Raw genomic sequence first — 11,451 nt, forward strand, 5'->3', positions numbered from 1 at the left:
CGAGGTGCGTATGGATTTGCTGCAGGGGCACCGTCACGGTCCGGTGGAGCTTCGGCTCATCAGGACGCGTGACGCGCGCGTGCTGCAGCACGAACTGCTGAACAACCGTGCCTGGCTGCAGCGCTGGGAGGCGACGATCCCGAATGGGTCGGCGTCCTTCGATATGCGTCTCAGCATCCGTCGTCTGCTGCAGCAGTACCGAGACGGCGGGGGATACCCGTTCGTGATGGAGTACGACGGCGAGATCGCCGGGCAGCTGAATGTGTGGGGCGTCGCCCGAGGGTCGCTCTGCTCTGCAACTATCGGATACTGGGTCAGCGAGAGATTCGCAGGCAAGGGCATCACTCCGACCGCTGTGGCGCTCGCCACCGACGCGTCGTTCAGAGAGTACGGGCTGCATCGCATGGAGATCTGCATCCGCCCGGAGAACGAGGCGAGCCTGCGGGTCGTTCAGAAACTCGGTTTCCGATACGAAGGGCTGCGTCGCCGCTACATCCACATCGACGGCGACTGGCGCGATCATTACGCATTCGCGCTCACCCGTGAGGATGCTCCGGAGGGCGTGCTCGCGCGCTGGCTGAGCGGGCGTGTCCCGCAGGATGCCGCGATGGTCCCGCCCTCTGACCGTCTTTCGATCTGAGATTCATCGTCCCGCGTGGCGACACGCGCCCGGACTGAGGGGCAGGGGGCGCCCGGTCGCATACCGTTGACCCTATGAATGGGCCGGTGCTGAGTGGGGGCGTTATCGTCCTCGTCGCGGTGCTGCTCTGGATGCTGTATCTGCTCCCGTCGTGGCGCGGACGCTACCAGTACAACACCTCGGAGCGGAACGCTGTGCGGCTGAATCAGGCACTGCGCGTGCTCGCGGAGACGAGCGAGACTCCGGCAGAGGTGCACCTCGAACTCAACGCCCGTACCGCGCACGCTCAGCAGAAGCTGGCGAAGCGGCTGCAGTCGGAGAAGGAATCGGTTGAACTGCTCCGGCTCCGTGAAGAGCTCGCAGCGACCCGCGCCGACCCGGTCGTGCGTCAGGCTCGTGCTCGTCGCCGCGTGCGCGTGGTCGGAACCGTGCTGTTGTTCGCTGGTCTCGCAGTGGCAGGGCTCGGTGTGTGGCAGCTTCTGACCGGCGGTGCGCAGCTGCTGATCTGGGTCGGGGGTGCTCTCGGCCTCGTGGCCGCGGTCACATTGCAGAAGATGGCATCCGTCTCTCGTCGCGCCGCACGCCGACCCGCATACCCCGTCGTAGAGGAAGCGCCGGCTCGCGTCTCGCCTCCGCTGCATGATCAGGGGCGTGCTTCGTGGACGCCGAGGCGGCTGCCGGAGTCGATGGTGGCTGTGACCGGTTCTGCCACCCAGATCGCCATGGCGGAGATCGAGGCGCAGCACGAACTGCGCCGAGCCGCTCGGGTGGCCGCGCTTCGTGAGCGCGCGGAGCAGATGGCGGCACCTGCCCCGATCTCGCTGCCCGCGGCAAAGGAGACGTCCTCGCCATATGCCCGGATGGGCTTCGTGGACGATGCCGAGATCGAACAGCACGTGCGACAGCTTCTCGAGCGACGTGCCGCAGGCTGAGTCTGTTCTCGGCGCGGCGCACCGTTCGGGCGTGATAATCTAACTGAGGTTCACGGGCCTATGGCGCAGTTGGTAGCGCGCCTCGTTCGCATCGAGGAGGTCAGGGGTTCGAATCCCCTTAGGTCCACACTGTGTTGAGACAGTGAAGAACAGGCCCCGCTTCGGCGGGGCCTGTTCTGTGTCCGGGGCCGGCGTCGCTCGCTCAGTTCGCGCGGCCGGCGTCCTGGATGATCTGGGCCACCACATCGGCGTCGTAGTGGAAAACCACATCGTCGGGCGTCAGACGTTCGACGAACGGCACGATCCGCACGTGGTCGCCGTCGATGGTCACGACCGAGCCTCCGAAGCCGTCGATGGCAGATTCCTCGGCCGGATCCGCGAACGCGCGAGCGAGATTCGTCACGCCAGGAGCAACCGTCACGGGTACGCCCGCGACGATCTCCGTGATCGGCAGGTGATAGTGACCGCTGAGGATCACACGCACATCCGTGCCGCGGACGATGTCGAGAAGTTCCCGGCCGTCGTGTTCGTCGAGCGCCAGTGCCTGCAGCAGCGCAGTCTGTGCGGGCAACGGCGGGTGGTGCACGATCACCACGGTGCCGTGTGCGGCGGGCTCGGCGAGGATCTCCTTCAGGAAGGAAAGCTGCTCGGACTCCAGGTGCCCATAGCCGGCGCCGGGAACAGAGGTGTCGAGCACCACGATCCGCCAGCCGTCCTGAGCGACCAGAGACACCACTGGGCGGTCGAGATCGACGCCGGGCGGCTGCTGCTCGTCGGCATCCGGCTGGCCGCTCCCCAGCACTGCGCGAAAAGCGCCGCGTTGATCGTGATTGCCCATGGCGAAGACCGCACGGGCTCCACGGGCGCGCGCCCACGGCGTGACAGCGTCCCTGACCTGTCGGTAGGACTCCTCCGATCCGTCTTGACTGACGTCACCGGAGACCACGACGAGATCGAACGTGAGGTGCCCCACATGCGAGAGCGCGCGGCGCAGGTGCTCGGCGGTGTCGACCACGCCGTAATGGCGGCCGCCGTCGCCGGAGAAGTGCGTGTCACTGAGATGCAGGATGCGGAGTGCGCTCATGGTGACACTCTTGCAGTCTCGCGGGCTCAGCCCAAGAGTCAACCCAGTAGGAACGTCGCGATCAGCAGCACAGGCACGCATCCGATGGTCGTGATGAACACCGTGTCGCGCGAGATCGACTCGCCGATGTCGTAGCGCTGCGAGTAGTTGAAGACGTTCTGGGCGGTCGGCAGGGCCGCGAGCACCACGACGATCAGCACCTCGTGGGCGGACAGGCCGAAGACGAACTGCGCGACGGCCCAGGCGATGACGGGCATGGCGAGCAGCTTCAGCGAGCTGGCGAGGAGCACGTCGCGCCGGCGGTGTGAAGAGCCGAGGACCTTCTGACCGTGCAGCGAGATGCCGTAACTGATCAGCAGCACCGGGACACAGGCGTTCGCCAGCAGCAGGGCGGGCTCCATGACGATCGGCGGCAGATCGATTCCGAGCACCGAGACCAGCGTGCCGAGAGCGGAGCCGAGGATGATCGGGTTCGTCGCCGTGCGTACGAAGGTGCGCCATGCCGACGTCTTGCCGCTGGTGACGGCGTCGAGGATCGTCAACGAGATCGGCGTGAAGACGAGCAGCTGGAGAAGGATGACGGGTGCCGGATACGCGGCGCTGCCGAGCAGGTACAGCGACAGGGGGATGCCGATGTTGTTCGAGTTGACCTGGCCGGCGGAAAGAGCGCCGATCACGGTCTCGCCGACACTGCGCTTCCAGATCAGCCTCGCGACCAGTGCGTATGCCGCGATCACCACCACTGCGGCGACGGCTGACACCGGCAGCAGCGACGAGAACAGCACCCCAGCGTCGGCCTGCGCCAGCACAGTGAACAGCAGGAAAGGCGAGAGCACGAAGAAGGTGAGGCGCCCGAGCACATGGCGGGCGTGCTCACCGAGCAGGTCGATACGACCGATGATGTATCCGACGGCGATGGCGAGTCCCACGACGACGAATCCGGTGAGAGTATCGAGCACCCTTAGAGCGTACTGGGCGCTGGATCACGTGAAGGATCAGACGACACTTTTTTTCCTGCTCACCGGGTAATTTGACTTCGGATGGATACCGGCTATGGTCGGAGGTTACACACGCCAGCCAACCGAAGGGGAAGCGAGTCAGATGTCAGGCAAGGCACCACAAGCACGCGACGGCAAGAAGGTCGCCAAGGCGTCCTTGAAGGAGAAGCGCGCGGCCAAGCGCGCGAAGCAGGAACCCGTATCGTTCATCAAACCTCGCAAGGGCGCGAACGGCTGAGCAACTCGATAGGGGTTCCCTTCGGGCCGGCCCCGCAGGCGTCGACGATCGTCGGCATCCTGCGGGGCCGGCCCCTTTCACGTCGCGACGTCGGCAGGCTCCGGTCCGTCCACGTGCGCATCACCCTGCGCCAGGAATCAGACTCACGTTCTGCCCTGAAGTCGCCTGGCGAGTTCCTGTGCTGTGTCGTCGACCACCGCTGCGAGCTTGGCGACGTCACGCCGCGACGTCGGGTCCTCCGGCCAGGTCACGGCGACCGCGGCGACCGGCCAGCCGGAGGGGTCCATGACGGCGACGCCGACGGATGACAGGCCAGCGCTCACCTGGCCGTCCTCGGTGGCGAAGCCGGCGACGCGGATGCTGCGCAGCAACTCACGCAGCTCGCTCGGACGAGTGGGGCCGAGTCCTGTCCGCGAGGGGAATGCGGAGGCATCGGGATACAGCGCTCGCACCTGCTCGCGGGGGAGTGCTGCCAGCATCGCCCGGCCCGTCGCGGTGAGGTGCGCCGGCAACCGGACCCCGACGTCTGTCACGAGTGCCGGACGTCGGTGAGCACGCTCCTCGACGATGTAGAGCACATCGCTCCCGCTCATCACGGCGAGGTGCGCGCTCTCGCCGACCCGATCTGCGAGCGAGGCGATGAGTGGGCGTCCGAGCCGTGCGAGTGGCTGCTGGCGTGCATACCCTCCCGCCAGCTCGAAAGCGGAGGTGCCGAGCCCCCAGCGCTGCTCTTCGCGCAGATGCAGCACGAACCCGTACGCTGCGAGCGTCGTGAGCAGGTGATACACCGTGGACCGCGGAAGCCCGAGGTCTCGTGCGATGGCGGATGCCGCGACGGGAGCCGTCCGCGCTGCGAGGTGGCGCAGGATGCGCAGCGTGTGCTCCGCGGCCGGCACCTGCTGATGCGCGTTGTCTGGGATCACAGACACAGGATGTCACCATCACCTGTCCGACGCCAGCGCGGCGGTGTGGAATCAAGGCATGACTGAACCCGTCCTCGTCGGTGCTGCGCCACTCTCACCCGAACAAGTCGTCGCCGTGGCCCGCCACGGAGCATCCGTCGCGCTCGATGGCGAAGCGATGAGAAAGGTGGCTGAGACCCGGGGCGTCATCGAAGAGCTCGCCGCTGATCCGCATCCGCATTATGGCGTCTCAACCGGTTTCGGTGCTCTCGCCACGACCTTCATCGCTCCCGAACGCCGTCGCCAGCTGCAGGCGAGCCTGATCCGCTCCCACGCGGCGGGCACCGGTGCCGAGGTCGAGGTCGAGGTGGTTCGAGCGCTGCAACTGTTGAGACTGCAGACGCTCGCATCCGCCAGGACGGGAGTGCGTCGCCGGGTCGTGGAGACCTACGCCGCGATGCTCAACGCGGGAGTCACTCCGGTGGTGCGCGAGTACGGCTCGCTGGGCTGCTCCGGCGACCTGGCACCGCTCGCGCACATCGCGCTCGCCGCGATCGGCGAGGGGGAGGTGCGCGATGCGTCCGGCTCGCTCGTGCCGGCATCCGACGCTCTCGCCGCCGCCGGTATCGAACCGCTCGTGCTGGTCGAGAAGGAGGGCCTCGCGCTCATCAACGGCACCGACGGGATGCTGGGGATGCTGCTGCTCGCCCTGCACGATCTCGAGACGCTGCTCACGACGGCCGACATCGCCGCGGCCATGTCGATCGAAAGCCAGTTCGGAACGGATGCCGTGTTCGCCGCCGACCTCATGGCACTGCGTCCGCAGACGGGGCAGGCTCGCTCCGCTGCGAACCTGAGGGTGTTCCTGGCCGATTCGCCGATGGTCGCCAGCCACGCCGGCCCTGAAGACGGCCGCGTGCAGGACGCGTACTCACTGCGCTGCTCGCCGCAGGTGCACGGCACGGCGCGAGACACCATGGAGCATGCTTCGAACATCGCCTCTCGCGAACTCGCGAGCGTCATCGACAATCCGGTGATCACGGTCGATGGGCGCATCGAGTCGAACGGCAACTTCCACGGGGCACCGGTCGCCGCCGTGCTCGATTTCCTCGCGATCAGCGTCGCCGATGTCGCGAGCATCTCCGAGCGCCGCACCGACCGTGCGCTCGACCCGGCTCGCAGCCGGGGCCTTCCCCCCTTCCTCGCCCACGAGGTGGGCGTCGATTCCGGTCTCATGATCGCGCAGTACGCCGCGGCGGGGATCGTCTCCGAGCTGAAGCGCCTCGCTGTTCCGGCATCCGTCGATTCGATCCCGTCGTCGGCGATGCAGGAGGATCACGTGTCGATGGGGTGGGCCGCGGCCCGCAAGCTGCGCCGTGCGATAGACGGCCTGACCCGTGTGCTCGCGATCGAGGTGCTCACCGGTGCGCGCGCTCTCGACCTGCGTGCGCCGCTCGAGGCGGGCCCGGCGACGGGCGCCGTGCGCGACCTCGTCCGCACCGTCGCCGACGGCCCAGGGCCCGATCGCTTCCTCTCCCCGGAGATGGAAGCCGTCACCGAACTCGTCCGATCGGGCGCCGTCGCCCGTGCTGCTAAGGAGAACGCACATGTCTGACACTTCGACAGGCTCAGTGAGCGCAGGCATCAGGGCCGCGCGCGGCCCCGAGCGCACCGCGAAGAGCTGGGGCGCTGAGGCCGCCAAGCGGATGCTGATGAACAACCTCGACCCTGAGGTCGCGGAGCATCCGGAAGATCTCGTGGTGTACGGCGGCACCGGCAGAGCCGCGCGGTCGTGGGAGGCATACGACGCGATCATCCGCACGCTGGACGAGCTCGAGCCGGACGAGACGCTGCTCGTGCAGTCAGGTAAGCCGGTGGGTGTGTTCCGCACGAACGAGTGGGCTCCGCGGGTGCTGATCGCGAACTCGAACCTCGTCGGCGATTGGGCCACCTGGCCGGAGTTCCGCCGGCTCGAGGCTCTGGGGCTCACCATGTACGGGCAGATGACCGCCGGCTCGTGGATCTACATCGGCACACAGGGCATCCTGCAGGGCACGTACGAGACCTTCGCCGCAGTGGCGCGTTCGCTCAGCCGCGAATCTCTCGCAGGGACGCTCACGCTCACCGCCGGCGCCGGCGGCATGGGCGGCGCCCAGCCGCTGGCAGTCACCATGAACGGCGGCGTCGTGCTGATCGTCGACGTCGACGAGACGCGCCTCGTCCGTCGCGTCGAGCACGGATATCTCGACGAGAACGCCGCCGATCTCGATGCCGCGGTGACACGGGTTCTCGCTGCCAAAGAATCAGGTGAGCCACTGTCGGTGGGAGTCGTCGGCAATGCCGCCGAGGTCTTCCCCGAACTGCTGCGCCGCGGTGTGCCGATCGACATCGTGACCGATCAGACCAGTGCGCACGATCCGCTGGCGTACCTGCCGATCGGCGTCTCGATCGAGGAGTGGAAGTCCGAGGCAGAGCGGGATCCGGAGGAGTTCACCCGTCGATCCCGCTCATCGATGGCTGCGCATGTCGCCGCGATGGTGGGATTCCAGGATGCCGGTGCGGCGGTCTTCGACTACGGGAACTCCATCCGCCGTGAGGCGGAGCTCGGCGGCTTCGAGCGCGCCTTCGAGTTCCCCGGCTTCGTCCCCGCATACATTCGGCCGCAGTTCGAGGAGGGGCGAGGGCCCTTCCGCTGGGTGGCGCTCTCCGGGGACCCGGAGGACATCTACAAGACCGATCGGGCCATCGCCGAGCTCTTCCCCGAAGACGCTGCCCTGCACCGTTGGCTGGAGCAGGCGGGCGAGAAGGTGCACTTCGAGGGACTTCCGGCGCGTATCTGCTGGCTCGGTTACCAGGAGAGGCACCTCGCGGGAGTGAAGTTCAACGAGATGGTCGCGGCCGGCGAGCTGAAAGCGCCGATCGTCATCGGCCGCGACCATCTCGACTCGGGCTCGGTCGCCTCGCCGTACCGCGAGACAGAGGCGATGAAGGACGGCTCGGATGCCATCGCCGACTGGCCGCTGCTGAACGCGTTGCTCAACACGGCATCCGGTGCGTCCTGGGTGTCGCTGCATCACGGTGGCGGCGTCGGCATAGGGCGAAGCATCCACGCCGGCCAGGTGTGCGTCGCAGACGGTACAGCGCAGGCCGCCGAGAAGCTCGAGCGTGTGCTCACTAACGACCCCGGCACCGGGGTGATGCGTCACGTCGACGCCGGATACGAGCATGCACGCGATATCGCCCGTGAGCGCGGGCTGAAGGTTCCGATGCTATGAACACCCTGATCACCGACATCGGCGAACTCACGACGAACTCCGACGCCGGCACGCTGCATGACGCCGCCGTGCTCATCGAGAACGGCCGGATCGCCTGGGTGGGTGCGGCCGACGACGCGCCTGCGGTGGGTGGATCCGACGTGTTCGACGCGGCGGGGCGCGCTCTCATCCCCGGTTTCGTGGACAGCCACAGTCACCTCGTCTTCGCCGGCGACCGCGCGGCCGAGTTCGAAGCGCGGATGGCCGGGCAGAAGTATGCCGCTGGTGGCATCCGCTCGACGGTCGCAGCCACCCGAACCGCGACCGACGATGAACTGCGCGCGCGGCTGCGCGGATTCATGGACGAGCTGCGCGCACAGGGTACGACCACGGTCGAGATCAAGAGCGGCTACGGCCTGACGGTCGCCGACGAGGAGCGCCTGGTGCGCCTCGCCGCCGAGGTCACTCCGGAAGTGACATTCCTCGGCGCGCATGTGGTGCCGGTGGAGTACGCGGAGCGCCCAGACGAATATGTCGACCTCGTCACCGGTCCCATGCTGGATGCGTGCGCTCCGCACGCGAGGTGGATCGACGTGTTCTGCGAGACGGGTGCCTTCACCGTCGAACAGTCCAGGAGGGTGCTCGAGGCCGGCATCGCGCGCGGGCTCTCACCGCGCGTGCACGCCAGCCAGCTCGGTCCAGGAGACGGCGTGCAGCTCGCTGTGGAGCTCGGCGCTGCGTCGATCGACCACGGGACTTACCTCACCGACGAAGACGTGGCAGCTCTCGCCGGCTCTGACACCGTACTCGCGCTGCTGCCCGGTGTGGAGTTCTCGACCCGTCAGCCGTATCCCGATGCCCGGCGCCTGCTCGACGCCGGAGTGACCGTCGCGCTCGCATGCGACACCAATCCGGGATCCAGCTTCACCTCGTCCATGCCGTTCTGCATCGCGATCGCCGTGCGCGACATGGGCATGACGCCCTCGGAGGCGCTGTGGGCGGCGACAGCCGGCGGCGCACGTGCGCTGCGCCGCGATGACATCGGCGTGATCGCCCCCGGCGCGCGCGCCGACCTCGTGCTGCTCGACGCACCGACCCACGTTCATCTCGCCTACCGGCCGGGTGTGCCGCTCGTGCACCAGGTCTGGAAGGACGGTGCGACCCATGTCTCTCGCGCATGATGATCTCTGGCCGCGGGCCGGCGGCTGGCCGTCGTTCGCGGCGGGAGAGCGGGCGGATGCCGCGATCCTGGGTGTTCCGACGTGGCACACCTCGTTGTCGCCCACAGGTGCGCACGCGACGCCGGCCGCGATCCGGGAGGCGCTGTCCCGCTACAGCCCGACGCTGATGGGCCCCCCGGTCGTCGATCTCGATGCGGCATTGCGCATCGTGGATGCCGGCGACGTCATCGAGCCGGACGGCGATGCCGGTATCGCGAGGACAGTCGCTCGGGTGTCAGCCCTTGCGGCGGGCACGGACCTCGTCATCGCGCTCGGTGGAGACAACTCCCTCACCTACCCGGTGGCGCGCGGGGCAGGTGCGAACGGGCTCATCACGATCGATGCGCACTTCGATCTGCGCGACGGCGTCTCGAACGGCTCGCCCGTGCGCCGACTGGTCGAGGATGCTCCGGTGGATGAGCGCATCGATCCGACGCGCATCGTGCAGATCGGGATCGCCGACTATGCGAACTCCGCAGCATATGCGCAGCGCGCGGCTGACTGGGGCATCCGCGTCATCACCCTCGACGAACTGCGTCGCCGCGGCATCGAAGACGTGGCGGGTGAAGCGCATGAGATCGCGGGTGGGGCTGCCGCAGCGCGCATCCATCTCGATGTCGATGTCGATGTCGCGGATCGATCAGCCGTGCCGGGGTGTCCCGCCAGCGTGCCCGGCGGACTCGCCGCGTTCGAGTTGCGGGCGCTGGTCCGTTCCCTCGCCGGCGACACCGGAGTCGTCAGCGCGGACATCGCTGAGGTCGACGCGACCGCGGATGCGCCTGACGGGCGTACCGTGCGTCTCGCGGCGCTGTGCGTGCTGGAACTGCTGGCCGGTCTCGCCGGGCGCTGACCCCGACCTGTCGCCGGACGCTCAGACCCCGGGGATCACAGCGTGGGCGATCGAGAAGATCGCGAGTCCCGCGAGCGCTCCGACCACGGTGCCGTTCAGGCGGATGTACTGCAGGTCGCGGCCGACCATGAGTTCGATCTTCTCGGTCGTCTCAGCTGGGTCCCACCGCTCGACCGTGTCGGTGATGATCGAGGCGATGTCGTGCCGGTAGCGGTCGACGAGGAACACAGCGGCCTCAGACACCCACGTGTCGACGCGGGTCTGCAGCGCGGCATCCGTCGTCAGCCGCTCGCCGACCTCCTGCACGGCCGTCGCTGCGCGCACGCGCAGTCCGCTCGCCGGGTCGGCGAGTGCCGTCAGCAGCCCGGCCTTGGCGGTGTTCCAGGCCTCGGCCGCCAGCGCGCCCACCCGGGGGCTGTCGAACAGCGAGGCCTTCGCGTTCTCGAGCTTCGCCCTGGTCGCCGGATCATTCTGCAGGTTGTCGGCGAGGCGCGCGAGGTAGCCGTCTATGGCGAGGCGCGCAGGGTGGTGCGGATCGGACTGCACTGCATGGACGAACTTGACCGCCTCGTGGTAGACCGTGTCGTCGACGAGACGGTGCGCGAGTCGCGGGACCCATGAAGGGAGGCGTCGGGAGACCAGCCCGGTGAAGGACTCTGCGTTCGCATCCAACCAGGTCGCGATGCTGTCGGCCGCCAGATCGACCGCGCCGTGGTGGGCATCGGCGTCGACGATCTTCTCGAGCCACACGCCGGCCGGAGGACCCCACTCCGGCTGCACGAGATGCTCGCGGGCGAGATCGGCGATGAGATCGCGCACGTCGTCGTCGCTGAGTGCGTTCAGCACCGCGGTCGCGATGGTGGCGCCCTCGGCCGCGACGCGCTCGGCGTGCGGCGGTTGCTGCAGCCACTCGCCGGCGCGCCGCGCGATCGCCGTCGTGGCGAGCTTCGTGCGGACGACGTCCGCGGCGAGGAAGTTCGTCTCGACGAACTCACCCAGTGTGCGGCCGATCTCATCCTTGCGATTCGGGATGATCGCCGTGTGCGGAATCGGCAGGCCGAGCGGGTGGCGGAACAGCGCGGTGACGGCGAACCAGTCGGCGAGCGCGCCGACCATGCCGCCCTCTGCAGCGGCGCGGACGTATCCGAGCCATCCCAGACGTTCCTGGAACGCGAATGCGATGACGAAGACGATCGCCATGAACACGAGCGCGCCGATCGCGATCGCCTTCATCCGTCGCAGGGCGCGCAGGCGCTCCTGATCGGCGGGAGAGAGGAGGGCCATCGGAGTGCGCGGCATGTGTGTCATCCTCGCATGCGCAAGCGGCGGATGA

11 protein-coding genes and 1 tRNA gene are annotated in these 11,451 nt (G+C 68.0%); 8 read left to right on the forward strand and 4 right to left on the reverse strand.

The window, feature by feature from the left end; all coding sequences use genetic code 11:
- Positions 1-10 precede the first annotated feature (10 nt).
- The 3 genes from ACP7AR_RS00700 to ACP7AR_RS00710 all read left to right on the forward strand — a co-directional run bounded on the left by ACP7AR_RS00700 (position 11) and on the right by ACP7AR_RS00710 (position 1,699).
- Positions 11-640, forward strand: a complete 630-nt coding sequence (locus tag ACP7AR_RS00700; RefSeq protein ID WP_426181441.1) for a GNAT family N-acetyltransferase — start codon at positions 11-13, stop codon at positions 638-640.
- A 74-nt stretch (positions 641-714) separates the two neighbouring features.
- Entirely contained in the window at positions 715-1,572 is an 858-nt protein-coding gene (locus tag ACP7AR_RS00705) for a hypothetical protein (RefSeq protein WP_426181443.1), read from the forward strand.
- 54 nt (positions 1,573-1,626) lie between these two features.
- Positions 1,627-1,699, forward strand: a tRNA-Ala gene (locus tag ACP7AR_RS00710).
- Positions 1,700-1,774: 75 nt separating this feature from the next.
- On the opposite strand, the gene ACP7AR_RS00715 is transcribed toward ACP7AR_RS00710, so the two are convergent.
- Together ACP7AR_RS00715 and ACP7AR_RS00720 are read right to left on the reverse strand one after the other, a co-directional pair.
- Positions 1,775-2,656, reverse strand: a complete 882-nt coding sequence (locus ACP7AR_RS00715) for a metallophosphoesterase (protein ID WP_426181445.1) — start codon at positions 2,654-2,656, stop codon at positions 1,775-1,777.
- A gap of 38 nt (positions 2,657-2,694) precedes the next feature.
- Positions 2,695-3,615 (reverse strand): AEC family transporter, encoded by a 921-nt coding sequence (locus ACP7AR_RS00720; protein ID WP_426181448.1) that lies wholly within the window; start codon positions 3,613-3,615, stop codon positions 2,695-2,697.
- Positions 3,616-3,757: 142 nt separating this feature from the next.
- Here ACP7AR_RS00720 and ACP7AR_RS00725 point away from each other — a divergent pair, with 142 nt between their 5' ends.
- Positions 3,758-3,892: a hypothetical protein gene (locus ACP7AR_RS00725; RefSeq protein WP_426181450.1), complete on the forward strand. Its 135-nt coding sequence runs from the start codon at positions 3,758-3,760 to the stop codon at positions 3,890-3,892.
- A gap of 143 nt (positions 3,893-4,035) precedes the next feature.
- Here the strand turns inward: ACP7AR_RS00725 and ACP7AR_RS00730 are convergent, their stop codons facing one another.
- Positions 4,036-4,821: an IclR family transcriptional regulator gene (locus tag ACP7AR_RS00730; RefSeq protein ID WP_426181453.1), complete on the reverse strand. Its 786-nt coding sequence runs from the start codon at positions 4,819-4,821 to the stop codon at positions 4,036-4,038.
- Between the two features lie 52 nt (positions 4,822-4,873).
- Here ACP7AR_RS00730 and hutH point away from each other — a divergent pair, with 52 nt between their 5' ends.
- From hutH to ACP7AR_RS00750, 4 genes are read left to right on the forward strand one after another with little or no spacing between them, the layout of a single operon-like run.
- Complete coding sequence (hutH, locus tag ACP7AR_RS00735) at positions 4,874-6,409, forward strand: histidine ammonia-lyase (protein ID WP_426181456.1); 1,536 nt, start codon at positions 4,874-4,876, stop codon at positions 6,407-6,409.
- Positions 6,402-8,069, forward strand: a complete 1,668-nt coding sequence (gene hutU, locus ACP7AR_RS00740; protein ID WP_426181459.1) for a urocanate hydratase — start codon at positions 6,402-6,404, stop codon at positions 8,067-8,069. The genes hutH and hutU overlap by 8 nt, the downstream gene beginning before the upstream one ends.
- On the forward strand, positions 8,066-9,229 hold the full coding sequence (gene hutI, locus ACP7AR_RS00745) for an imidazolonepropionase (RefSeq protein ID WP_426181462.1): 1,164 nt from the start codon (positions 8,066-8,068) through the stop codon (positions 9,227-9,229). Before hutU ends, hutI begins: the two co-directional genes overlap by 4 nt.
- Complete coding sequence (locus ACP7AR_RS00750; RefSeq protein ID WP_426181465.1) at positions 9,213-10,118, forward strand: arginase family protein; 906 nt, start codon at positions 9,213-9,215, stop codon at positions 10,116-10,118. Before hutI ends, ACP7AR_RS00750 begins: the two co-directional genes overlap by 17 nt.
- A 21-nt stretch (positions 10,119-10,139) precedes the next feature.
- Here ACP7AR_RS00750 and ACP7AR_RS00755 read toward each other — a convergent pair whose 3' ends face one another.
- Positions 10,140-11,417: a DUF445 domain-containing protein gene (locus ACP7AR_RS00755; RefSeq protein WP_426181468.1), complete on the reverse strand. Its 1,278-nt coding sequence runs from the start codon at positions 11,415-11,417 to the stop codon at positions 10,140-10,142.
- Positions 11,418-11,451 lie beyond the last annotated feature (34 nt).

This window comes from Microbacterium sp. TWP3-1-2b2, assembly GCF_049896145.1.
Classification (GTDB): Bacteria; Actinomycetota; Actinomycetes; order Actinomycetales; family Microbacteriaceae; genus Microbacterium.